The following is a 23,042-nucleotide window of genomic DNA, read 5'->3' as shown; positions in this document are numbered from 1 at the left end:
CCGGCTTTCTGCCAATATGCAAGCCAGCAGGTAATTATTGTCTCTGAACGGGTTGGGTAGTAGGGTTTGGGGCCTTTGGAGTCGGGCTGTACTTTTACCTTTCTATGCCCTTATCTTCTTTGCGTCTGGTTCCCTTTGGAACAGCTACCCCCGACCGCCGCGCCTATTGGCTGTTGCTGCTGCTGTTTCTGTTATCATTGGCAACGGCTCTGTGCACGCAGGGAACCTATGATTCCGGCGACAGTATCCACCATTACCTGTTTGCCCGGTATGCCTTTCAGCACCCCGGCAATTTTCTGGAGTCATGGTCGAAACCCTTGGTAGTGGAGCTGATGGCCGGACCGGCTCAGCTGGGTCTGCGGGGCGTGATGGTACTGCAATGCGTGCTGGTGGCCGTGGCTTCGGGGCTGGCGTACGACGCGGCCCGACACTTGCGGCTGCCCTGGCCCTGGTTGGTTGTCGTATTCTGCTACGCTTCTCCCGACTACTTTCTGATGCAGTTTTCGGGCCTGACAGAGCCCACGTTTAGCGTGGTGCTAGTGGCCGCCGTGGCGCTGGCGCTGCGGGGGCGGGCAGCGTGGGGCGCGGCGGTACTTTCCTTTCTGCCCTTTGCCCGCTCCGAGGGATTTCTGCTGCTGGGCGTGTACGGTGTTTATCTGCTGCTGACGCGCAACTGGAAAGCGGTGCCCTGGCTGGGGCTGGGCTTCGTGGTATATGGGGTGGCCGGGCTGTTCGTGTACCAGGATTTTCTGTGGGTATTCACGCGCAACGCCTACCCGGTGCAAAACCCGGACTACCTTTTTACCAAGGGACACATAACCCACTTCGTGCTTGGTCTGGCGGATACCATTGGCTGGGTGCAGTTCGGGTTGTTCTGGTTGGGTGGAGGCGGAATGGTGTGGGCCTGGCTGCAGCCCAACAGGCGGTTGCGGCCGCCTTTGTTCACGGCGGAGCTCCTGCTGGTGTACGGCTGCGTGGTTGTTTTCCTGGCAGCTCACACGGTTTTCTGGATGTTTAATCTGTTTGGCTCTTTGGGGCTGGTGCGGGTGTTGTGCAGCCTGGTGCCCTTGTTGAGTTTGATTGTGCTGCGCGGGGTGTGGGTGTGCAGTCTGCTGGGCGCATCCGGCCGGGCACAGGCCTACATTCGGGTGGGGCTGCTGGTAGCGGTGATAGGCTTCCTGTTTTGCGGGTCCCGGGTGGCTTTCCGCTGGGAGCGGGACTTCGGGCGTGCCTCCGACCAGCTGCTACTGGATGCCGCAGGCCGGTGGGCCGCCCGCCAGCATGCCGGCTCCCAAGTCGTATTCTGGCACCCATACGTGGCTGTGGCCGCACCGCTGGACCCCTTCGGGCCGCGCCGCAGCCCCCCGGAAGCTTTACAGGCGCAGGACTGGCCCTTACCTGCGGGGAGCTTGGTAGTCTGGGACGAATGGTACGCCGTGGTGGAGGGCAACACGCCACTGGCCACTTTACGGAATAACCCGCAGTTGCGGCTGCGTTGGTACGCGGCTATGCCCCGCAACCGCCGTAAAGTGCTGAACGACTCGGTGAAAATTGCCGTGTTTGAAAAAATCTAGCCTTCTATTGAACACAGAAAAAAGCGGCTCCCGTGCACGGAAGCCGCTTTTTTCTGTATTCAATAGAAGATTACGCAGCTTACTGATACTGCTGCAGCGTTTCCACCAGCACCCGGAAATCCTTGGGGTACGGGGCTTCAATTGTCACTTGCTCGCCGTTTAGTTTGGCGAAGGTGAGCTGGCGGGCGTGCAGCGCGAAACGCTTGATGAACGGCTGCTCTTCCTCGCCCTGCTTCATGTTGAATTTCTTCTTGAGCGACGAGAGGTAAAAGTCGTCCCCGCCGTACATACCGTCGCCTACGATGGGGGCCTGCAGGTACGCCAGGTGCAGCCGGATCTGGTGCATGCGGCCGGTAATGGGCTGGCACTCCAGCAGGGTGTGACGAGCGTAGGCTTCCAGGGTACGCACCAGCGTTACGGCCGGCTTGCCTTTATACGCCAGGCGGGCTTTGCCTTTGGTGGTGGTTTCAATGCTCCGATCCACGCGCAGGCCATCGTATTGGTGCACGCCCCAGGCCACGGCGTGGTACACCTTCTTCACCTGCCGATCCTCGAACTGCATGGCGAGGTGGCGGTAGGCCGCCGGGTTTTTGGCCAGGGCCAAGGCACCGCTGGTTTCCTTATCAAGGCGGTGGCAGGCCTGCACGTCGTCGTACTTCTCACGGGCCAGCCGCAGGATGTTGGGGGCACCGCCAAACCGCTCGTCGAGGGTGGCGAGGTAAGGGGGCTTGTTGATGATGACGAAATCTTCGTCTTCAAACAGAATCAGGTCGTCGAAATGGGGCAGCTTCATAAAGAGCTGCAAAGGTACGGGGCTTTCACTTCACCTCAAGCCGCCGGCTCCGGTGTGCGGCGGGGGCGGGGCAGCTTAAACTCGAGCGTAGTGCCGGCCCCCGGCTCGCTTCGTACCCGAATTGTTGATTTGTGGGCCTCCACAATGTGCTTGCTGATGGCCAGCCCCAGTCCCGAGCCCCCCGCCGTGCGCGACTCCCGCGTGCGGCTCTTGTCAATGCGGTAAAACCGCTCGAAGATGCGGTTCTGAAACTGCTTGGGAATACCTTCCCCATCATCGTGTACCCGCACGCGCATACTTTTACCGGCGGGCTGCAGGGCTACCCGCACATGCCCCTGCTCGCGGCCGTATTTGATGGCGTTGTCAATGAGGTTGATGAGTACCTGCCGGATGCGGTTTCGGTCGGCTACCACCAGCAGGGGCTCGGTTGCGGGACCGGCTGGTTCCAGCGTGAGCGTTACCTGGCGCTGGGCGGCTTTCAGCTCCAGCTGCTCGAAAATATCCTGCACCAGCTGCCCTACGTCAAACCGCTGGCGGCGCATGCGCACCACGCCTTTTTCCAGCTGGGAGATGGTCACCAGGTCCTGCACCAGCGCATCCAGGGCGTCGAGGCTGGTGGCGGCTTTCTGCAGGAATTTCTTGCGGGTGAACTCGTCCACCTCATCATCGTCCAGAATGGTGTGCACAAAGCCCTGAGCGGCGAAAATGGGCGTTTTCAGCTCGTGCGATACGTCGGCCAGAAACTCCCGGCGCAGCACCTGCAGGCGCTGCAGTTCCTCTATTTCCTGCTGCCGGCGCTGGGCCATGTCCAGAATTTCGTCGCGCATGCGCTTGAGGGGCTCCGGCCGGAACAGAAACTTGTTCGACATGCGCCGGAATTCCTTGCGCTTGATGTTCTCCAGCCCCTCATAAATGTTGTTGATTTCCCGAAAAATCAGGGCCTCAAACATTAGGTACAGCAGCAGAAAGCAGGCCGCTACGGTAATTCCCGCCGCCAGCACGCCCTGCTCGAACGGCAGCGTAGGTGCCACCCACGCCAGCGTGGTCAGCACGGCCGCCACCAGCAGCGACAGCAGGATGGCAATGGTGCGAGAGGAAACGTTGAAACGCATTTTGCGTGAGAGCTGAATGATGAGTTATGAGAGATGAATTAGCGCTACTACAACTGCTGAACGGCCAACTCATCTCTCATAACTCATCATTCAGCTCTCGTTTTAATTATCCGTGTTGAACTTGTAGCCGACGCCTTTGATGGTCTGGATGTGGTGGTCGCCTACTTTTTCGCGCACTTTACGCACATGCACGTCCACGGTGCGGGCCAGCACAAACACATCGTTGCCCCAGATATTCTGCAGCAGCTCGTCGCGGCCGAATACTTTGTGGGGAGAAGCCGCCAGGAAGGCCAGCAGCTCAAATTCCTTCTTAGGCAGGGAGATTTTGCGGCCGTCTTGGTACACGGCAAAGCCGGTGCGGTCGATTTTGAGGCCGTTGATTTCAATGGTATCCGAGGTCTGCTGCGGGTCTTTGTCGCGGCGCACGAAGGCAGCCAGGCGGCTAAGCAGGGCCCGGGGCTTGATGGGTTTGGCAATAAAGTCGTCGGCGCCGGCATCAAACGCGGCTACCTCCGAAAATTCCTCCGCGCGGGCCGTGAGGAAGATAATGTACGTATCCTTGAACTTGGGCTGCTCCCGCAACTGACGGCAGGCGGCAATACCGTCGAGGTTCGGCATCATCACGTCCAGCAGAATAATATCGGGGCCAAATTGAGGCGCAATTTCCAGGGCTTTGCGGCCGTCGGGGGCACTGGCTACCTCGTACCCTTCCTTGCGCAGGTTGTACTCCAGCAGTTCCACGATGTCGGGGTCATCGTCCACTACCAGAATTTTGTAGGCGTTGGGGTTGGCGGTTGGTTGCACGGGGCGGGGAGGTTTAGGGTAAAACAGAATGCGCGACGACAAAAGTACCGCCGGGCGGCGCGGGCGGCGTATTAAGGTTTCGTTACCAACCGGCCGAACCACTTCCTTGCGAGGTGCCGGCCCGGGAATGGGCCACACAAAATCGACGATGGGCGGCGGGGTAGATACCGGCACTGCTACCGGCAGGCGGCGGGGCGGCATCACCAGGCGGCGGCGGGTGGCAATGGTTGTTTGCATCAGGCACTGGGTAAGAGCAAAAGGGCAAATCAGAAAAAAAGAAAAGCGGCCCCCAACAGGAGCCGCTTCGCGCAGGTATCAATTTTGAGCCACCAGATTCAGCCGGTTTCGGAGGCCTTTGTATTTGTACATATCCACCTTCACGGAGCCCACGAACATTTCCGCCTGAATCAGGACCGGGACTTTATTCCGGTCATCGGAGAGATACACCGAAATGGCGTTTTCCCCTTTGAATAGCTTGTTGCTGGGCATTTTAGGCACCAGCCGGATGGTGCGGATGGTGCCCGCCTTGGTTTCCACCACCTCCCGGCCTTTGTAGATGACGTCCATATTGAACACGTCTTCGTCAAAAAAGCCCTGGACCTTAATCACCTCGCCAATCTTACGCTGGTCGTAGTTAAGGGTGCGCAGGTAGTAAAAGCCACTTACCAGGTCCTGCACATTGTTGGGTACCTTGAACGTGCTCTTCTTGACGTCGTTCTTATTCTTTTTGTGGCTTTCCACATCGGCCATGTCCTTCAGGTGGTCGAAGTCGACTGTTTCACGCTTGCGGTAGTTGTTTTCCTCAATATTGCGGAAGAAGCGTTGGGGCAGAATGCTGGTGGTGTCGATGTAGGAACGCCACGTGTCCCGGATGCGCAGGAAAAAGTCGAAGGAGCCGGTAGTGCGGCCCGTTACGGTGGCCTTGTAGCAAGGGCGCTCATTCACGCGGTGCACATCCTCATCCACCTCAATAGTGGCTTCCGCGGCATTTATCAGGCCATAATGCACTTTGTACTGCAGTACCTCGCCCCGCTCAAAGCTGGTATTGGCAATGGTACGGGTGGGCTCGGAGGCCGGGCCAAACGCAGTGAGAGTAGCCGCCAGCGGCAGTGCGAGTATCGTAAACAGGAGCCAGCGGCGGTTCATGAACAATCGGCAAAATGGAGGATAGCCGGTACCTACTCAAATGCGGTGCCAGCAAAGATAGTCGGATTCCGGGAGGGCAAAAATATCTTCTCAGGCGGCGGATTATGCCTCCCTGAGGTCTGGTAGGTTATCCGGCCGGCGTCCCAGGAGTTTTTGGCGTACGAGCCTACCCGGTCACCGGTTCTCCACGTATCAGCTTCCACCAACCGGATACGGCTGTTGAAAAACAAAAAAAGCCCGCTGCATTGTACAGCGGGCTTTTTCTTATCAGGAACGGCTTACAGGTCCACCGTTTCGTCGTCGTCCATAGAGCGGTCCTCGGGAATAGCGGCCAGGGCTTCTTCCGGGTCGCCTTTCACCTTGGCCCGAATCTGGGCTTCGATTTTATCGGCCAGTTCGGGGTTGTCCTGCAACACGGTTTTCACGCCTTCGCGGCCCTGGCCCAGGCGGTTGCCCTCGTAGGAGAACCAGGAGCCCGATTTGGCAATAATGCCCATGTCTACGCCCAGGTCCAGAATCTCACCGACTTTGGAAATGCCTTCGTTGTAGATGATGTCAAACTCAATCACCTTGAAGGGCGGAGCTACTTTGTTTTTCACCACCTTCACCTTGGTGCGGTTACCGGTTACGTTGTCCTTATCTTCCTTGATCTGGCCAATCCGACGGATGTCGAGGCGCACGGAAGCGTAGAACTTGAGGGCGTTACCACCGGTGGTCGTTTCGGGCGAGCCGAACATTACCCCAATCTTCTCGCGCAGCTGGTTGATGAAGATGCAGAGGCAGTTGGTTTTGTTGATGGTACCCGTGAGCTTGCGCAGGGCCTGGCTCATCAGGCGGGCGTGCAGGCCCACTTTCGAGTCGCCCATGTCGCCTTCCAGTTCGCCTTTCGGCACCAGGGCGGCCACGGAGTCAATGACGATGATGTCGATGGCACCGGAGGAAATCAGCTGGTCGGCAATTTCCAGGGCCTGCTCCCCGTTGTCGGGCTGGGCAATCAGCAGGTTTTCGGTGTCGATACCCAGCTTCTTGGCGTACAGCGGGTCGAAGGCGTGCTCGGCGTCGATGAAGGCCGCAATGCCGCCTTTCTTCTGCGCTTCGGCAATGGCGTGCATGGTCAGCGTGGTCTTACCCGACGATTCCGGGCCGTAGATTTCCACTACGCGACCTTTAGGCAGACCACCTACGCCGAGGGCAATATCCAGGCCCAGCGAACCAGTGCTGATGACTTCGACGTCCATCACCTTATTGTCGCTGAGCTTCATGACGGTGCCTTTACCGTAGCTCTTATCCAGCTTGTCCAGCGTGAGCTGAAGGGCTTTCAGTTTTTCAGCTTGCGGGTTTGCGGCAGTTTTTTCTGCTTTTTCGGCCTTTTCAGTGGTTGCAGCCATTATAGAGAGGGGTTGGATTGGAAATGCGTAGGTTTGGTGAATGTAGGCCTTTTGCGGGCCCCGCGCAACCCACCGGAGTAGCCGGGGTGGGCAGGCTCATGGTAACGCCGCCGGACTATATTTTGTGCCCGCAATGCTAAAAAAATTCGTCGGATTTAGCAGATTCTTTCCGTGCTAAAATTTTTGGAAAAACGCCGCGCCGCTACCATCCTGATACTGACGGTAGTAGCGTGGCTGGGGAGTGCGCAGGCCGGGTGGGCGCAGCTGGATAACCGGGCATTTTATAACCGGCTGCCGCTGGGCCCGGGCTACGAGCGGCAGATTCGGCTGGATGTGCACGGGCTGCTGTTCAACAAAGACAACGAGTATTTTAATAAGATTGACCCCGGCCTGACCTACTTCGGAGCGCAGCTGGCCCCACGGCTGGTGTATTTTCCGGCGGCCAACCTGCGGCTGGAAGCGGGCATCTTTCTGCAGCGCGACTATGGTACGCGGGGTTTGCGGCAGGTGCGGCCCTTGTTTACGCTCAAGTACGCCAACGGTCCGCACCGGCTGCTGTTCGGCAACATTGAGGGCAACCTGCAGCACGGCTACATTGAGCCGATGTACGATTTTGAGCGGGTGCTGACCGACCGGCTGGAGGAAGGGCTGCAGTACCAGTACCTGACGGATAACACCTTCCTGGATGCCTGGGTGAACTGGCGGCGGCAGCAGTACCGCTTCAGCAACTACCAGGAAGAAGTAGCCGGCGGCCTGAGCGTGGAGCGGCGCCTGGCCGGCGACTCCGCCCGGTGGCTGCTGAAGCTCCCGTTTCAGTTTACGGCCACGCACCGGGGCGGGCAGCTGGATACCGTGGACCGACCCCTGCAGACGCTGTTTAACCTGGCTACCGGCCTGCGGGTGCGTAAGGCGCTGGCTTCGCGCTTTGTGCAGGCGGCCCATTTTGATGGGTACGTGACCTATTTCCACGATTATTCCTTTACGTACGAGCTACCGTACAAGCGCGGCACCGGCCTGTACCTGAATGCCGGCCTCGATACGCAGCTTTCCAACCTGCAGCTGGCCTATTGGCAGGGCAGTGGGTACATCTCGCCCATTGGGGGGCGGCTCTACCAGTCGGTATCCGTATCAGTGGCCGACCCGAACTATGTTGAGAAGAGTCGGCAACTGCTGATTCTGCGGGCTATCAAAGATTATAAGCTGCCCGGCAACGTGGTGCTCACGACGCGCTTCGAGCCGCTGTATGACCTGAATAACGGGCTGTTCGACTTCTCCTTTGCCTTGTACCTGAACTTCAGCCAGAGCTTCCTGCTGGGCACGGTGCGCGCGGAGTAGGCTGGTCAGGCAGCGGGCAAGTCCGCTGGTCGCCGCAACGAGAAATACAGGATATCAGAAGTGGCAAAGGCCCGCAGCGGCCAGGGGCGGGGGCGGGGCGGCAGCGGCTGAAACCCGGCGGCTTCGGCTACGGCGCAGCTGCGCGGGTTGCCGGCCCGGCACCGGATGAGCAGCCGCCCGGCCCGGAGCGCCTCAAAGCCGAAGGTGACGGCGGCGGCCAGTGCCTCCCGGGCATAGCCGTGTCCTTCAGCCTGCTCGGCCAGATAGTACCCAATTTCGGCAGTGATGGGAGGCGTCCAATTGGGTTTCAGGCTGATGTCGCCGAGGTACTGCTGGGTTTGCCGGTGCCAGATGCCGAATACATACAGGCGGCCCGCGGCCCAGTCGTGGCGAAACTGGCTGAGCACCTGGGCGGCCGCGGCCGGGTTGGGCACGGCGGCTTCCCGGTTTGGAAACGAAGGCCGCAGCCGCTTCCGGTTCTGGTCAATCAGGGCGAAAAAGGTGGCTGAATCGGTGGGTTGATAAGCTCGCAGCACCAGCCGGGCCGTCAGAAGCGGGGCATCCGCAGGGGCAGATACGGGTGGGGCAGCGTACATGATTTCGGGGAACTGAGGCCACTGATACTACGCAGAAACCACTAAAAACGGCATTCAACGCATTTATCAGGGTAATAATACAGTAACTCCACTGCCGACAAATCGTTGAAAATGCAGCGGCACGGAATAAGCTGAACGGTAATCGTGTGGTTTTTACGAGCCATTTTTTCTCATTTTTTACGATCTGTCTTATGTCAACCAGACTAGCTAATAAAGTAGCCATTGTAACCGGCGGCGGCTCCGGTATCGGAGAAGCCATCAGCAAGCGGTTTGCCCGCGAAGGGGCCGCCGTGGTAGTAGTAGGCCTTGATTCCGACCCCGTGCGCGAGGTAGTAGATGAAATTCTGTCCGAAGGCGGCCGGGCTATCGGTTACCTCGGCGACATTGCCCAGCAGGAAACCGCCGAAGCCTGCGTAAAAGCGGCCGTGCAGGAGTTTGGTAAACTGGATATTCTGGTCAACAACGCCGGTGTATTCCCAGCTACCTCGGAGCTCGATAAGTATCCGGTGGATGCCTTCGAGTATATGATCAAGAACAATATCTACTCAGTGTTCATGATGAGCCGGGCGGCCCTGCCCGAGCTGCAGAAAACCAAGGGCAACATCGTATCGGCGGGCTCAGAGGCAGGGCACATGGGCTCTCCCATGATTACGCCCTACGGTGGTACCAAAGCCTGGGTGATGACGTTCAGCAAGGGCCTGGCCGTGGAGCAAGCCAAGCACGGGGTGCGCGTGAACTGCGTGGGTCCCGGCCCCATTGACACGGCCTGGACGCACAAGGAAAGCGGCCCCATGAACCAGAAGATGGAGAAGAATACGGTAGCCGGCGTGCCCATGGGCCGCCGCGGCACCCCCGAGGAAGTGGCCAACGTGTACCTGTTTCTGGCCTCCGACGAAGCCAGCTACGTTACCGGCGCTACCTACTTCGTGGATGGCGGCGTGACCATTTCCAAGAGTGCAGCCGGCGACGAGGTGCCCGCCCACCTCAAGCAAGAGCCCACCGGCCACCTGCAATTGAACCATTCCAAAGAAGGCAACACCAAAGTGCGCAAAGAGGCGCTGGCTTCGATGAACTAGCATTATTGATTACGCGGACGTTGAGCGGAGTGCACTGATTTTGTAGATAAAGCAGTGCATTTCCGGACTATCCGGAAAATGAAAAAGACTTGCCGAGTTGGCAAGTCTTTTTCATTTCGGGGCTTTCAACCGACGGCAGACAATGGCGCGTAAAATTCGCCGTAAGGTGAAAAATCAATGCGTTAGCCTTTCTGCAGTTCTGCACCTACGCCGGAGCGGCTTTGGGGCGGGCTGCCGAGGGCGCGCTGGTTGCGCATCACGTTTACCTGACGGGCGGCTTCGTTGAAGTACTCCAGGCGGCGAATGAGCATTTCCTTGGTGAGTACGCGGCCTTCGGGGGTACGCATCATGGCTTTCTTATCGGCCAGAATACGCTGCAGAATGGCCTCGTTGCCGGCTTCGTTCTGGCGGAACTGGGCGTAAAACTCGCGCAAGCGCTCCAGCGGAGTTTCGGTGGTGAGGCGGAACTCGCCACCGCCCTGGTTCAGCACTTCGCTCAGCACGTACACTTCCAGCGGCAACGAAGTATTCAGGGCCGTGGTACGCACATCGAGCCCGGCCTCTAGGCCGCTCAGAATAATTTCGAGGTTGCGCTCAAACTGCTGGTAGTAACCGGCTGCTTCCATTAGGTTTATGAATTATGAGTTATGAAGTATGAATGATGAGTTGAAGCGAAAAGCAGTTACCATAGGCTGTCCACTAATTCATAACTCATCATTCAGCACTCATAACTAATCAGAGAAGTTCTTTTACAATCTGGTCCACCGTAATGCCTTCGGCTTCGGCTTTGAAGTTGCGCACCAGGCGGTGGCGCAAAATAGGCAGGGCCACGGCTTTTACGTCTTCAATATCGGGCGAGTACTTGCCGTGGAGCAGGGCGTGGCACTTGGCTCCCACAATGAGGTGCTGCGAGGCCCGGGGACCGGCCCCCCATTCCAGCAGCTGCGTGGCGCGGGCGGCGGCGCGGCCGGTATTGGGGCGGGTTTTGTGCACCAGGCTCACGGCGTACTCCACCACGTTATCAGCCACGGGCACGCGGCGCACCAGTTGCTGAAACGCCTGAATTTCGGACGCGTGCAGCACCTTGCTCACGGTGGGCTTCCGGTCGGAGGTAGTGTTTTTTACAATCTGCAGCTCTGCCTCGTAGCTGGGGTAGCCCAGTTCAATATTGAACATGAAGCGGTCCAGCTGGGCCTCGGGCAGGGGGTAAGTGCCTTCCTGCTCGATGGGGTTCTGGGTGGCCAGCACGAAGAAGGGGCGCTCCAGCGGGTACCGTTTGCCGGCTACCGTAACGGCGTATTCCTGCATGCTTTCCAGCAGGGCCGCCTGGGTTTTGGGCGGGGTCCGGTTGATTTCGTCGGCCAGCACAATGTTGGCGAAAATCGGGCCCGGTACGAAGTGAAACTCCCGCTGCTGGTTCAGCGTCTCCGAACCCACAATGTCGGAGGGCATCAGGTCCGGGGTGAACTGTACCCGGTTGAACGAGAGGTCCAGCGAATCGGCAATGGTTTGAATGAGCAGGGTTTTGGCCAGTCCCGGTACGCCCACCAGCAGGCAGTGGCCCTGCGAAAACACGGCCGTGAGCACCAGCTCCACCACTTCCTCCTGACCGATAATCACCTTCCCGATTTCCTGGCGAAGTTTCTGGTACGACTGGGCCAGCGCGTCGGCGGCTTCTTTATCGGAGGCGAAAGGCATAGAAAGAGGGTAGGAGTTGGTAGCTAGGAGATAGGACGGATAAAAGCCAGGTCAGGATGCAAAAACGCACCTTGCAGCCCACTTCTTCCCAGCTACAGTTAGTTTACCGAGTTCAGTAGCTGGCAGCCGGCGTACTCGGGGTCAACTTCGAGGTACACGGTGCCGCGGTTCTGGGCAAACCAAGCGTCAAGGGCTTTGTTTTTCTTCTCGTTGAGGGCGGCAGCGGCAATTTTCTGGTAGTCGTCGTCGAAATTGGCCTGGTGCGGGGGGCGGTTGGCCTTCAAATACAGAATCCGCACGGCGTCCTTGCCATCATCGGTCCGGTAGGGCAGGGGCGGCGTGATGCTGCCCACCTTCATGGTATCGATGGTGAAGAAGATGGCCGGGTCGAGCTGGTCGAGGGGCAGGTAAGTGCTTTCGTCGCGGCGGTTAATGAGCATGCCACCGTTGCCACCCGAAATCTTGTCGTCGGAGTTGTCCTTGGCGGCTTTAGCGAAGCTGATGCTGTCGGCCAGAATGCGGCGACGCAGCTTGCTGAGCTCCTGGGCGGCCTCGTTGGTATCGGCCGAGCCGGTTTCGGGCTTGAGCAGGATGTGGCGGGTGCTGTACGAGTCGCCTTTGCGCTCAATCAGCTGAATCAGGTGAAAGCCGAATTGCGACTCCACGATGGGCGACAATCCACCGGGTTCCAGACGCAGCGCGGCGGCCTCGTACTCGGGTACCAGCTCGCGGCGCTTGAAAAAGCCCAGGTAACCACCTTCCACGGCCGAGCCGGGGTCCTGCGAGTACTGCTTGGCCAGGGTAGCAAAGTCCTCGCCGGCCACAATGCGGGCCCGGATGTCGTTGAGCTTGGTCTGGGCTTCCTGCTTGGCCTTGGAGTTGGTTTTGGCCAGCTTCACAATCTGGCCCACTTCCACCTCCGTGGAGTAGTAAGGCAGGCTGTCCTTGGGCATACGGTTGAAAAACTGCCGCACCTCGCGGGGCGTTACGGATACCTTGCCGGCAATCTGGTCCTGCATCTGCTGCTGAATCAGCTGCTCTTTCACCTGCACCCGCAGCTCTTCCTTCAGCTGCTTCAGGGGCTTGTTATAGTATTCTTCCAGTTTCTTCTCCGAGCCAATCTGCTGCACGAAGTAGGCCATGCGGCGGTCCAGCTCGCCTTTCACCTTGGCGTCGTCCACCACTACCGAGTCGGTTTCAGCTTTGGCCAGCAGCAGCTTGTTCAGGGCCAGGCTTTGCAGAATACGGCACTTGATATCGGGGGACAGGGGTTTGCCCTCGGCGCGGGCTACTTCCTGCGCGTAAATGGTTTCCAGGTCGGAGCGCAGTACAATCTGATTGTCCACCTTCGCAATGATGCCGTCCACCACTTGCTGCCCTACCGGCCGGCCTACGCCCAACTGGGCAAAGCTGGCCGTAACCGATACGGCCACCAAAACTGCACTCAACAGCGCCTTGCGGGCCCCTACTATTTGAATCATGGAGTATTTCTGTAATGCTGCGGCTGCGTGACGCTCCGTAGCCAGACAACCCCGGCAAAACGCCGATAGTTGCCCGTAAATTTCATCATAAATCCTTTACCCGGCAAAAACACCCGCGGGCAGGGTACGAAAGCCGGTTTTGGTAAGAGAGCCACCGTCCGCGGCAGAGGTTGCAGCGGCCCCGGCGGTGCCGAAAAAAGGCAGCGCCCCGGGCCGGACCGGCTGGCCGGTTCCGTCGGGGCGCTGACTGTTAGGGTAGCTCGGAAACGTTATTTCGTCACCAGCTTATCCACTTCCGGCTGGTTGATTTTTACCGGATATTTCTGGCGCAGCTCGGCAATCCACTGCTTCTCCAGGTAGTTCTGGTAGTCGGAAGTGGCCTGGCCGCGCACTTCGGCCAGGGTTTTGGGGCCGGCCGGTAGCTGCTTGTCGATAATAACAGTGTAGTAGCGGCCGTCCTGCTGGGCGGTGTAGGTGCCGGGAGCATTGGTCAGGAACTGGTCCACCACCTTGTTGTCGCCCTTCTGGAAGCTGCGCTGCTGCACCTGCACGGCCAGCGGGTTTTTGGCATTGAAAAACTGCTCCACCGCGGCCGGGTTGCGGCTGTAGGCGTTTGCCAGCACCACATCGGGGCGCACCGGCGCTTTACCGCCCAGCTGAGCATTAGAGCTCAGGTGCCGTTCCGCAATTCCCTGGTCGCGCAGATAGCGCAGAATTTCTTGGTTACGGCGGCCCGCCAGCGCACCGGCTGCCGAGGTTTTAATCGGGGCGCTCAGCATCAGGTCCATGGTCGTATCGGCGGCCATGCGGCCGGCCAGGGCCTCCAGGGCCGCACGGCTGTCGGGCAGTAGCGTCGTAGTGCCGGGCGCGAAGCGGAAAGTAGCCGGAATACCAGCCGTTACCGGAACTACCGATTTAGCAATGCCCGTGCTGGTGTTGGGTTTGCCGGGTACGGGCTTCGAACCGTAGGGCATGAAATACGATGCAGCTTGGCCCCGCAGCTCCGGCGAGGCTGCGCTGATAACGGTGGCCTGTACGCGGGGCTCCCACTGGTACTTAGCCTGGTTTTCCTGGAAAAACTTCTGCAGGCCTACGGTATCCTCAACGGCTTTGCTCCACACCTTCTCATCCATCAGCTGGAACAGCAGAATTCCGTCACGGTATTCCTTCACCAGCATGCGGTAGTCCTCGTACTTGGTTTCAAGGTTGGCCTTCTCATAGTCCACCAGGCTCTGCTCCACATACTGGTCGTAAAGTTGCTGGGCCACGAAGCGGGGCTCCGCTCCGGGACGGGGACGCTGGTTTTGCTGGGCGTAGGCGAGGTAATCCTTGGCTAGGTAGGGCTTGCCGCCGATGGTAAACAGCGTGGAATTATCGGTGGGCGTTTTGGAGGCCTTGGCCGGGGCCGCCGGAGCGGCGTATTTGAACCGGCCGTTCACCAGGGCCGTGTCGGCTTTGGCGAAGGCATAGTCCTTCACGGCGCTGTTCTCCACAAAGCTATTTTCCTGTCGCACCCGCTTCAGGAAGGCCGCCTTATTCAGTTCCGAGCGGGAGTCCTTAGCCACTTTACTTTTGAGCGTGGGCTCCATGGCCTCAAACGAGGGCACCGGCTGCTTTTCAATGAGCTTGATGATGTGCCAGCCGTAGGGCGTTTGGATGGGCTGGGAGATGTCGCCGGGCTTTTGCAGCTTGAAGGCGGCTTCCTCGAAGCTCGGAATCATGCGGCCGGTACCGAAGGGCGGCAGCTCCCCGCCGTTGGCGGCCGAGCCGGCGTCTTCCGAAAACTGGCTTACGGTTTTCTCCCAACTGGCCCCCTGGCGGGTGAGGCGGCTGTATAGCTCGTCCACTTTCTTTTTGGTGGTCACGGAGTCGGCAGCGGGCATGCCGGGCGTGGTGCGCACCATCAGGTGAGCCACCTTGATTTCGCCTTGGGCCGGGCGCACGTCGTTCACCTTGATGATGTGGTAGCCAAAGCGCGTGCGCACCGGCTGCGACACCTGCCCCGCTGGCGTAGCGTAGGCCACCGTTTCGAAGGGATACACCATCTGCATGGCCGTGAAGTAGCCCAGCTTGCCACCATTCTCGGCGGCCGATGGGTCTTCGGAGGTTTCGCGGGCTACTTTGGCGAAATCCTCGCCGCCGGTTACGCGCTGGCGCAGGGCCGTAATTTTCTGATAGGCGGCCAGCGTGTCCTTGGGGCTGGCATCGGGGGTGATGCGCACCAGAATGTGGGAGGCGCTTACCTCCTTGCTCATCCGGTCATAGGCTTCGCGCACCAGCTTATCAGTCACACTTTTCTCGGTGAGGTAGGGCTGGGCCAGCTGTTGGCGGTAGCCATCCAACTCGCGCCGAAACGCCTGGGTGGTATCGAGGCCGCGCTGCTCAGCCTCCAGTACCTTCAGCTTGAAGTTGGTGTACAGGTCTAAGTACTCCTGCACGCTGGCCCGGGTGCCATACTCGGGGGCGGTGCTATTGTTCTTGCGGTACACGTACGCAAATTCGGAGGCAGGAACTTCGGTGGTACCCAGCGTTTCAACCGAGGGCACGGCGGCCTTGGTAGTTGGCTTGGAGGCCTGGCACCCGGCCAGAAAAGCTGCCGCAGCGGTGCCAGCAAGCAAAATGCGTGTGTGCATACAGTAAGTAGAGGATCAGAATAAGCCAGAAGCCAACCGGAAAATCATCCGGCTACGGCTGGTGGCTAGTCGCAATTTTACGGATTTTTTTCCGGCTCCCGGAAGGCTGCCCGGCGGCAAAATAGTTCCGCCGGGCGGCCGCAAAAAAGCCCGCTGCCAGAGCGGGCTTTCTTTCCTGAGCTGGTTGGCTAACGCCACACTAAGCCAGTTTCTTGCACAGGCGACACAGGTTGTGCGTGCCCGTGGTAGTAAACTCCACCTGATCCATAATGCGGTTAACCAGCATCATGCCCACGCCGCCCTTCTTGCCGATGCGGACGTACTCCTGCAAATCGGGTTCCTGATAGCTGGTGGGCGAGTACGAAGTCAGATTCTCATCCTCAATTTCTATGCAGAATGTAGTCTCCCTCACCGACAGGCGAATATCCAAGAATTGCGACTCATCTTCCCCGTTGCCGTGAATAATCAAATTCGCCACCACCTCGTCTACGGCTAGCACAATCTGGTTGATGAGCAGCTCGGAAAGATGATGGACGGCTAGAAATTCGCTCACGAAGTCGCGCACCACCTTCAGGTTGCGGCGTGTGCAGCTAACTCGGATTGCGTGTTTCATGCATGGAAATATATGTGGCGCCCTTAAATGGCTACGGCGTCGGCCTCCGATGGCACGATGGTCATCAGTGAATCCAGCCCCAGAATCTCAAACACGTTATGGACTTTTTCCTGCATGTTGAAGAACACCAGTTTCACGCCGGCATCCTGAAAGCTTTGCAGGTGGGAGATAAACACGCCCAAACCCGCTGAGGATATGTAGTTCAGGTTGCGGCAATCAATCAGTACCTTCTGGTTGCGCAGGATTTCGGGCTTGCTCAGCTCCGTGTCCAGTAGCACAGAGGAGCTGGCGTCCAGTTCCCCATCGAGGCTGAGCGTGAGAGTATGTTCGGTGGCTTGTTGGTTTATTTTCATAGCTCGGTGCTACGTTAAAGCGTAGCGTCGGGTTGGGCGGCCTTAAACTTAATGACCAGCAGCGTCTGGTCGTCGTGCATGGGCTGGCCCTTGCTGAACTCGTTGAGGTCAGTCAGAATTTTCTCCTTTATCTGGTCGGCGTCCAGGTAATAGGTTTGCTCCAGAATGTGCAGCAGCCGGTCTTCGCCATACTCCTCCTGCGCGGCATTGCGGGCCTCCACAATGCCATCGGTGTAAATCACCATGACGTCGCTGGGGTTGTAGTCGTAAAACTGGTTTTTGATGTGCTTCTCGTAAGTATCGTTCCGAATGATACCGAGTCCCAGTCCTGCCGTACGGAAATAGGAAACTTCTTCCTTGATGGAGTGATAGTACAGCGTATGGCAATGACCTGCCCGCGCAAACACAAAGCCCCCGTGCTCATAGTCGATAATGTAGAGCGAGGCCGTGATAAAAGCCGATTTTTCCAGGCAGCGGGCCAGGGCGTTGTTGGCCTGCGCCATAAACTTGCTGGGCACCGGAAACTTCTCCCGCTCGTTACGGGCCAGCGGATTTTCCTGCATCAGCGCATGGAAAATACCTTTCATCTGGGCCACGTGAAACGCGGCCGTTACCCCCTTACCCGATACGTCGCCGATGAGTACGGCCAGCCGGCGGCCGGGCAGGTGCAGGAAGTCGTAGAAGTCTCCCCCCACTTCAGTAGCCGCCAGCGCATGGGAGCTGATTTCAAACCAGTTGTCGATGGGCAGATTTTTGGGGATGAGGCTGTCCTGCACCGCCGAGGCAATCTTCAGCTCATCCTGCACGCGCTGCGTATGCAGCGACGCCTGCATCAGCTGCAGGTTCTCGATACTGAGTACGGCCTGGTTGGCAAAGGTCTGCAGGATGCTCAGATTCTCCCGGTCAAATCCCTGCGCCTGCTCTTTGAGCATAAAAATGCTGCCATACTGCCGCTTGCTGGAATGCAGGGGCATTACCATCAGCGAGCCGAAGGGTAGGTCCAAGCCCCGAAATCCGGCACTGGTGTGCAGCTCGTTGTTCAGGTACTCTACGTGCGTGAGGTTGTGTTCCAGCAGCAGGTGGCGAATGGCCTGGGCCTGCTCCGGACGGAGGTTGTGGTAGAACTGCTGGCCCGGGCTGGCATCCTCCGCCACATCCAGCCACGCCGCTTCCGCCTCCACCGTCTGCACGGCCGAGTCAAAGAACATGCGGTACACCTCCTGCGCCGACTGCCCCCGTTGGATAAGTTGGGTAAGGCGTTGCAGGCTGAGAATTTCCTCCCGCTTCTGCTCAAATACTCCCGCTGTGGGCAGGTTGAATACCGTGACCAGCAGACCCATTAGGGCGTAGAAACCTGCGAAGCCCGCATTCAGCAGTAAAAAGGTGTGCTGCGTGAGTGGAGCCACCAAGCGTGGGTCGAGGCGGGTAGAGCGCAGGTACACTGCAAATACGCCAATTGCCAGGATAACGGCTGTTTGCCACAGCACGGCCTGCAGCTTCTGCCGGCGGTTCAGGTACGCCACCCACTTCTGATGGCTGCTGATATAGACACCGAAGGCGGCCAGAGCGCCAAACACAAAAGTGTTGAGGCCCCAGGTAGGAGCCGGGGCGAACAGGTACACCAGCAGCGTGATGCCCAGCAACACTTCAAATACTTCCCACTGGTGCCGTAGCTTGCTGGAGGAACGAAACAGCACCAATGACCGCCAGACGTAGTTCGTGCGCGCCAGCAGCACCACAAACAGCCCGACGTTCACAGTGTATACTACCGTGAACAGGACGGAACTGGCCGTGGGCAGACTGGTGCTGAGAACCCGCTGCAACAGGTGCAGGCCTACGCAGACAGTAGCCAGCAGCCCGGGGCCCAGTACCAGATTGCGGAGTAGCCCTACGAAATCCAGCCCACGCAACCGCTCGGGTACGCTGCGCTCCTGCATGAATACCACGGCCGTAAATACAGCCTGTAGCATCAGCAGTAGCCATTCGCCGGGCTGGCCCACGGCGGGCAGCAGCTGCGGGTGGGCGTACTGCAAAGTGCAGGCTAGCAGCCCCAGCCACGCCAGCACAGAGAGAGGAAACAGGAAGGATTTTAGCTTCCGGAGAAATGACATGTAGTAAAAAAACTGCCGGTGAAGGGCAGTGCTAGGGGCCAAATAGAGTGGCAAGATACAGGCTGCCGGGAAAAAGCCGCTATTCAAAACGGCCCGATATGCAGCCTGCCTTCCTACGAAAGTAGATCAGAAAAGCCGACGGCCCGGGGGACCGTCGGCTGGGTAAGCGCCCCGGGGGCAGTGCAGGCCGGGAAACCTAGCGGCTGCTGTAGTTGGGGGCCTCGCGGGTAATCTGTACGTCGTGAGGATGCGACTCGCGCAGACCAGCACCGGTAATGCGCACAAAACGAGCCGTGTGCAGTGCCTCAATAGTGCCGGCCCCGCAGTAGCCCATGCCCGCCCGCAGGCCGCCCGACAGCTGGTAGAGAACCTCGGCCGCCAAGCCTTTGTAGGGCACACGGCCCACGATGCCCTCGGGTACCAGTTTTTTCACGTCGTCCTCGGCATCCTGGAAATACCGGTCTTTAGAGCCTTCTTCCATGGCTTCCACGGAGCCCATACCCCGGTAGCTCTTGTATTTGCGACCCTCAAACAGCGTTACCTCACCGGGGGCTTCCTCGGTGCCGGCCAGCAGGGAGCCAATCATAATGGTGCTGGCACCAGCGGCCAGGGCTTTTACCACATCGCCGGAATATTTGATGCCGCCGTCGGCAATGAGCGGAACGCCGGTGCCTTCCAGGCCACGGGCTGCTTCCAGTACGGCCGAGAGCTGGGGCACGCCAATACCGGCAATGATGCGGGTGGTGCAGATCGAGCCCGGGCCCACCCCCACTTTCACGGCGTCGGCTCCGGCGTCGGCCAGGGCGCGGGCTCCCTCGGCGGTGGCCACGTTGCCGGCAATAACTTCCAGCTTCGGAAACTGCTGCTTAAGATTGCGCACGGCATCCAGCACGCCCTTGCTGTGGCCGTGGGCCGTATCTACGCTCACCACGTCCACGCCGGCTTCTACCAGCGCCGCCACGCGCTCCAGCAAATCGGCAGTAACGCCCACGGCCGCGCCTACCCGCAGGCGGCCCAGTTCATCTTTGCAGGCGTTGGGCGTACGACGGCGCTTCCGGATGTCCTTATAGGTAATCAAACCTACCAGCCGGCCTTCAGTGTCAATTACTGGCAGCTTCTCAACTTTAGAATCCTGCAGAATGTCCTCAGCGGCCGCCAGGGCGGTACCGGCCTGTGCCGTTACCAACGGGGTGGGGGTCATCACCTCCGATACTGTGCGGGTCATGTCCTTCTCAAAGCGCAGGTCCCGGTTGGTAAGAATGCCTTTCAAACGGCGCTGCTCATCCACAATTGGAATACCACCGATGTTGTTGCTGCGCATCAACTGGCGGGCATCGGCCAGGGTGGCAGTTTCCTCCAGCGTAAACGGGTCCAGAATCATGCCGCTCTCCGAGCGCTTTACCCGGCGCACCAGTTCGGCCTGGGCCCGGATGCTCATGTTTTTGTGAATGATGCCGATGCCGCCTTCCTGTGCCAGGGCAATAGCCATTTCGGCTTCGGTAACGGTATCCATAGCCGCCGACACGAAGGGAAGCTGGAGCCGGATGTTGCGGGTGAGCTGGGAACTGGGGTCGGCGTCGCGGGGCAATACTTCCGAATAACCGGGCAGCAGCAGGACGTCGTCGTAGGTAAGCGCCTCGAAGGCAATTTTGGCAGCGTGGTCGGCCATGGCAACAAGTAGGTTAGGTTCCGCTTATTGCCAGACAAATCTACGGCGAAAACTTGGTATTGCGGTTCCGGGCAGATTCTTTCTCTGTTATCATTGGCCCTGAGCGGACCGAGCCGGCCGTGAAGTAGTGAAATCGGGGCGAATGTGAGAACTTGCAGACCGAGCCGGCAGTTTGCTGGCTTCTTGCCACCCCGTATGTCCGCCCAGCCCGCGTCGCCAGCCTTACACTTACCTCCCGATTTTTTATCGGTGCTGCTGGAAGAAACAGTGGCCGGCGTGCTGTACTTGGTACCAATGGCCGCGCCGGAGTTTGCGGTGGCTTACAGCAACCACACTGCCCGGCAGTTACTGGGGCCGCTGGCCGAGCCGGGAATGGTGCTCCGCAACTGGCCGGTAGCTGCCCCCGTGCAGTATCTGCTGACACTGCTGCAGGAAGCGTTTGAGCACCACCAGCGGCGGCAGCAACTATTCATACTGTCCCTACCGGAGGGGAGCCTGCCCTTTCATCTGACTGTGCGGCGGGTGGGGGAGGGGCTGCTGCTTAGCTGCCTGCCGGCCGACAGCCCGGAGCTAGCTGCCGCCCAAACGGCCAAGCGTCAGAGTGAGGCCCGGGAACTGGCCGCCTACGCCGAAGCTAACCGCCAGCGGGAGCAGCTGTACCATCTGTTGGAGCAGGCTCCGGCCATGATTTGCGTCCTCAGCGGCCCCGAACACGTTTTTCAGTTTGTGAACTCCGCGTACCAGGCGCTGGTGGGCACCCGACCGCTGCTGGGGCTGCCTATTAGTCTAGCCATGCCGGAGCTGGCAGGACATACAGTACTCATACGGCTCGACCAAGTTTACCAAACGGGTGAAACCTACACGGCACACGAAATGCCGGTGCGGCTGGATCACGCAATTGTTAATCCGACTGAGTTGGAGCAGCGGTATTATAACTTCATCTATCAGGCCCGGCACAATCAGCAGGGACAGATTGATGGCATTTACGTGTTTGCCTATAACGTAACGGCGCAGGTGCTGGCCCGGCTGCGGATGGAGCGTCAGAACGAGGAGCTGGCGCAGCGGGTAGCAGAAGGCGTGCGGGCGGCAGAGTGGGAGCGGGAAAAGCACCACACCAATCTGCAGCGCATTTTCGAACAGGCTCCCGTCGCTATTGCCATCATGCGCGGCCCCAAGTTTGTTGTGGAGCAGGCCAACACTGCCATTGGGGCCATCTGGGGCCGTAATCCGGCTGATATACTGGGCCGGCCCTACTTTGAAGCTGTGGCCGAAACGGCCGGGCAGGGCTTTGAACAGATACTGGCCGAGGTTGTGCGCACCGGGGAGCCGCACCTACTCAATGAGATGCCCGTCCGGTTCAACCGCAGCCACACTGGCCGGCCCGATCAGGCATATATCAATTTCGTGTTACAGCCCCTGCGCGGTGTGGAGCAGGAGGTAACGGGCATTATTGTAATCGGAACAGAGGTAACCGACCAGGTGCGGGCCAAGCGCCAGCAGCAGCAGCAGCAGCAGCTGTTAAACGGGCTATTCCTGGAAGCTCCAGCCCCTATTGCTATTCTGAGCGGGCCTGATATGGTGTATCAGCTGGTGAATCCGGCGTATCAGCAGATGTTTCAGGACCGGGACCTGCTCGGTCGGCCGTTGCTGGAAGCCTTGCCTGAACTGCAGGATACCCCCATGCTCGAACTGCTGCGGCAGGTGTACGCCTCGGGCGAAACCTACGTGGCCCGTGAAATGGCGCTGCAGGTTGTCCGGCAACCGGGGAAGGCACCCGAAGCGGCGTACTTCACCTTTACCTACCAGGCTCGCCGGAACGCGGAGGATTACATTGATGGCATACTTGTGTTTGCCTACGATGTAACGCCGCAGGTGCAGGCCCGGCTGGTGCTGGAAAACAGCCAAGTGCAAACCCAACTACTGGCCGATGAGCTGCAGAAAGCCAATACGCAACTCGTAAAGGCCAACGCTGACCTGGACACGTTTGTGTACATGGCCTCCCACGACCTGAAAGCCCCCATCACCAACATTGATGGACTGTTGCAGGCTTTGCGCCACGAGTTGGCCCTGCCCAAGGCCGAAGCCGACACGGAAACAGTACTGCGCCTGATGCAGGACTCGGTGCAGCGGTTTCAGCGCACTATTAAATACCTGACGGAGGTGAGCCGCTGGCAACAGGTACAGGAGTTGCCGGCGGCTACCGTGGAGGTAGCTGCTCTGGTGGCCGATATCTGCCGCGACCTGGCCCCGCTACTGGCCGTAACCGGCGGGCAGGTGCAGGTAGCCCCCGACAGCTGCCCCCACTTGGTATTTGCCGAAAAGCACCTGCGCAGCCTGCTGTACAACCTCGTCAGCAATGGCCTGAAATACCGCTCCCCCGCCCGCCCGCCACTGGTGCAGGTGCGGTGTTTTTTGCGCGCGGATAATGTGGCCGTAGTGGAGGTGGAGGATAATGGCCTGGGCCTCACACCTGAGCAGCAGCAGCGGGTGTTTGGCATGTTTCAGCGGCTGCACGACCACGTGGAGGGCTCTGGCATCGGGCTGTATCTGGCCAAGCAGGTAGTAGAAAAAGCCGGTGGACAACTGCTGGTAGAAAGTCAGGTCGGCGTTGGCTCCGTGTTCCGGGCCTTACTGCCACAACTTCCCCTGGCCTGACCCGT

General features: G+C 59.1%; 18 protein-coding genes. 4 read left to right on the top strand and 14 right to left on the bottom strand.

Annotated elements, in window-relative coordinates; all coding sequences use genetic code 11:
* Positions 1 to 104 precede the first annotated feature (104 nt).
* The gene (locus tag ACN19L_RS08705; protein ID WP_426493125.1) at positions 105 to 1,574 is read left to right on the top strand and encodes a hypothetical protein; all 1,470 of its coding nucleotides are present in this window, start codon (positions 105 to 107) and stop codon (positions 1,572 to 1,574) included.
* A gap of 79 nt (positions 1,575 to 1,653) precedes the next feature.
* Here the strand turns inward: ACN19L_RS08705 and ACN19L_RS08700 are convergent, their stop codons facing one another.
* The 5 genes from ACN19L_RS08700 to recA form a co-directional block, all read right to left on the bottom strand.
* Entirely contained in the window at positions 1,654 to 2,367 is a 714-nt protein-coding gene (locus ACN19L_RS08700; RefSeq protein WP_426493124.1) for an RluA family pseudouridine synthase, read from the bottom strand.
* 35 nt (positions 2,368 to 2,402) lie between these two features.
* Positions 2,403 to 3,479 carry a sensor histidine kinase gene (locus tag ACN19L_RS08695; protein ID WP_426493123.1) on the bottom strand — a complete coding sequence of 359 codons (1,077 nt, stop codon included), beginning with the start codon at positions 3,477 to 3,479 and terminating at the stop codon, positions 2,403 to 2,405.
* Between the two features lie 102 nt (positions 3,480 to 3,581).
* Complete coding sequence (locus ACN19L_RS08690) at positions 3,582 to 4,283, bottom strand: response regulator transcription factor (protein WP_426493571.1); 702 nt, start codon at positions 4,281 to 4,283, stop codon at positions 3,582 to 3,584.
* 315 nt (positions 4,284 to 4,598) lie between these two features.
* Entirely contained in the window at positions 4,599 to 5,429 is an 831-nt protein-coding gene (locus ACN19L_RS08685; RefSeq protein ID WP_426493122.1) for a DUF3108 domain-containing protein, read from the bottom strand.
* 278 nt (positions 5,430 to 5,707) lie between these two features.
* Positions 5,708 to 6,817, bottom strand: a complete 1,110-nt coding sequence (gene recA, locus ACN19L_RS08680) for a recombinase RecA (RefSeq protein ID WP_426493121.1) — start codon at positions 6,815 to 6,817, stop codon at positions 5,708 to 5,710.
* 183 nt (positions 6,818 to 7,000) lie between these two features.
* Between recA and ACN19L_RS08675 the strand changes: the two genes are divergently transcribed.
* Positions 7,001 to 8,152 carry a hypothetical protein gene (locus tag ACN19L_RS08675; protein WP_426493120.1) on the top strand — a complete coding sequence of 384 codons (1,152 nt, stop codon included), beginning with the start codon at positions 7,001 to 7,003 and terminating at the stop codon, positions 8,150 to 8,152.
* Between the two features lie 5 nt (positions 8,153 to 8,157).
* On the opposite strand, the gene ACN19L_RS08670 is transcribed toward ACN19L_RS08675, so the two are convergent.
* Positions 8,158 to 8,748 (bottom strand): GNAT family N-acetyltransferase, encoded by a 591-nt coding sequence (locus ACN19L_RS08670; protein ID WP_426493119.1) that lies wholly within the window; start codon positions 8,746 to 8,748, stop codon positions 8,158 to 8,160.
* Positions 8,749 to 8,939: 191 nt separating this feature from the next.
* Between ACN19L_RS08670 and ACN19L_RS08665 the strand changes: the two genes are divergently transcribed.
* Positions 8,940 to 9,824: an SDR family NAD(P)-dependent oxidoreductase gene (locus tag ACN19L_RS08665; RefSeq protein ID WP_426493118.1), complete on the top strand. Its 885-nt coding sequence runs from the start codon at positions 8,940 to 8,942 to the stop codon at positions 9,822 to 9,824.
* 182 nt (positions 9,825 to 10,006) lie between these two features.
* Here ACN19L_RS08665 and ACN19L_RS08660 read toward each other — a convergent pair whose 3' ends face one another.
* The 8 genes from ACN19L_RS08660 to guaB all read right to left on the bottom strand — a co-directional run bounded on the left by ACN19L_RS08660 (position 10,007) and on the right by guaB (position 20,382).
* The gene (locus tag ACN19L_RS08660) at positions 10,007 to 10,450 is read right to left on the bottom strand and encodes a hypothetical protein (RefSeq protein WP_426493117.1); all 444 of its coding nucleotides are present in this window, start codon (positions 10,448 to 10,450) and stop codon (positions 10,007 to 10,009) included.
* A gap of 109 nt (positions 10,451 to 10,559) precedes the next feature.
* On the bottom strand, positions 10,560 to 11,522 hold the full coding sequence (locus ACN19L_RS08655; RefSeq protein WP_426493116.1) for an AAA family ATPase: 963 nt from the start codon (positions 11,520 to 11,522) through the stop codon (positions 10,560 to 10,562).
* A 98-nt stretch (positions 11,523 to 11,620) separates the two neighbouring features.
* Positions 11,621 to 13,003, bottom strand: coding sequence for a peptidylprolyl isomerase (locus ACN19L_RS08650; RefSeq protein WP_426493115.1), 1,383 nt, complete (start codon positions 13,001 to 13,003; stop codon positions 11,621 to 11,623).
* 269 nt (positions 13,004 to 13,272) lie between these two features.
* Complete coding sequence (locus ACN19L_RS08645) at positions 13,273 to 15,636, bottom strand: peptidylprolyl isomerase (protein ID WP_426493114.1); 2,364 nt, start codon at positions 15,634 to 15,636, stop codon at positions 13,273 to 13,275.
* Between the two features lie 199 nt (positions 15,637 to 15,835).
* Positions 15,836 to 16,249 (bottom strand): ATP-binding protein, encoded by a 414-nt coding sequence (locus ACN19L_RS08640; protein WP_426493113.1) that lies wholly within the window; start codon positions 16,247 to 16,249, stop codon positions 15,836 to 15,838.
* Positions 16,250 to 16,272: 23 nt separating this feature from the next.
* A complete protein-coding gene (locus ACN19L_RS08635; protein ID WP_426493112.1) occupies positions 16,273 to 16,602 on the bottom strand; it encodes an STAS domain-containing protein in 330 nt (109 codons plus the stop codon).
* 14 nt (positions 16,603 to 16,616) lie between these two features.
* On the bottom strand, positions 16,617 to 18,713 hold the full coding sequence (locus ACN19L_RS08630; RefSeq protein WP_426493111.1) for a PP2C family protein-serine/threonine phosphatase: 2,097 nt from the start codon (positions 18,711 to 18,713) through the stop codon (positions 16,617 to 16,619).
* Between the two features lie 196 nt (positions 18,714 to 18,909).
* Positions 18,910 to 20,382: an IMP dehydrogenase gene (gene guaB, locus ACN19L_RS08625; RefSeq protein WP_426493110.1), complete on the bottom strand. Its 1,473-nt coding sequence runs from the start codon at positions 20,380 to 20,382 to the stop codon at positions 18,910 to 18,912.
* A 195-nt stretch (positions 20,383 to 20,577) separates the two neighbouring features.
* On the opposite strand from guaB, the gene ACN19L_RS08620 reads away from it, so the two are divergent.
* On the top strand, positions 20,578 to 23,037 hold the full coding sequence (locus tag ACN19L_RS08620; RefSeq protein WP_426493109.1) for a PAS domain-containing sensor histidine kinase: 2,460 nt from the start codon (positions 20,578 to 20,580) through the stop codon (positions 23,035 to 23,037).
* The last annotated feature ends 5 nt before the right edge of the window (positions 23,038 to 23,042 follow it).

It is taken from the genome of Hymenobacter sp. 102, assembly GCF_049949205.1.
In the GTDB taxonomy this organism is placed as follows: domain Bacteria; phylum Bacteroidota; class Bacteroidia; order Cytophagales; family Hymenobacteraceae; genus Hymenobacter.
Note: the sequence above shows the minus strand (reverse complement) of the source record. Positions and strands in the feature narration are given on the sequence as shown.

What these genes read in the sequence shown, in the direction of transcription:
- ACN19L_RS08705 (WP_426493125.1), top strand. Translation starts at nt 105, where the DNA reads ATGCCCTTATCTTCTTTGCGTCTGGTTCCCTTTGGAACAGCTACCCCC.
- ACN19L_RS08700 (WP_426493124.1), bottom strand. Translation starts at nt 2,367, where the DNA reads ATGAAGCTGCCCCATTTCGACGACCTGATTCTGTTTGAAGACGAAGAT.
- ACN19L_RS08695 (WP_426493123.1), bottom strand. Translation starts at nt 3,479, where the DNA reads ATGCGTTTCAACGTTTCCTCTCGCACCATTGCCATCCTGCTGTCGCTG.
- ACN19L_RS08685 (WP_426493122.1), bottom strand. Translation starts at nt 5,429, where the DNA reads ATGAACCGCCGCTGGCTCCTGTTTACGATACTCGCACTGCCGCTGGCG.
- recA (WP_426493121.1), bottom strand. Translation starts at nt 6,817, where the DNA reads ATGGCTGCAACCACTGAAAAGGCCGAAAAAGCAGAAAAAACTGCCGCA.
- ACN19L_RS08670 (WP_426493119.1), bottom strand. Translation starts at nt 8,748, where the DNA reads ATGTACGCTGCCCCACCCGTATCTGCCCCTGCGGATGCCCCGCTTCTG.
- ACN19L_RS08665 (WP_426493118.1), top strand. Translation starts at nt 8,940, where the DNA reads ATGTCAACCAGACTAGCTAATAAAGTAGCCATTGTAACCGGCGGCGGC.
- ACN19L_RS08660 (WP_426493117.1), bottom strand. Translation starts at nt 10,450, where the DNA reads ATGGAAGCAGCCGGTTACTACCAGCAGTTTGAGCGCAACCTCGAAATT.
- ACN19L_RS08655 (WP_426493116.1), bottom strand. Translation starts at nt 11,522, where the DNA reads ATGCCTTTCGCCTCCGATAAAGAAGCCGCCGACGCGCTGGCCCAGTCG.
- ACN19L_RS08650 (WP_426493115.1), bottom strand. Translation starts at nt 13,003, where the DNA reads ATGATTCAAATAGTAGGGGCCCGCAAGGCGCTGTTGAGTGCAGTTTTG.
- ACN19L_RS08645 (WP_426493114.1), bottom strand. Translation starts at nt 15,636, where the DNA reads ATGCACACACGCATTTTGCTTGCTGGCACCGCTGCGGCAGCTTTTCTG.
- ACN19L_RS08640 (WP_426493113.1), bottom strand. Translation starts at nt 16,249, where the DNA reads ATGAAACACGCAATCCGAGTTAGCTGCACACGCCGCAACCTGAAGGTG.
- ACN19L_RS08635 (WP_426493112.1), bottom strand. Translation starts at nt 16,602, where the DNA reads ATGAAAATAAACCAACAAGCCACCGAACATACTCTCACGCTCAGCCTC.
- ACN19L_RS08630 (WP_426493111.1), bottom strand. Translation starts at nt 18,713, where the DNA reads ATGTCATTTCTCCGGAAGCTAAAATCCTTCCTGTTTCCTCTCTCTGTG.
- guaB (WP_426493110.1), bottom strand. Translation starts at nt 20,382, where the DNA reads ATGGCCGACCACGCTGCCAAAATTGCCTTCGAGGCGCTTACCTACGAC.
- ACN19L_RS08620 (WP_426493109.1), top strand. Translation starts at nt 20,578, where the DNA reads ATGTCCGCCCAGCCCGCGTCGCCAGCCTTACACTTACCTCCCGATTTT.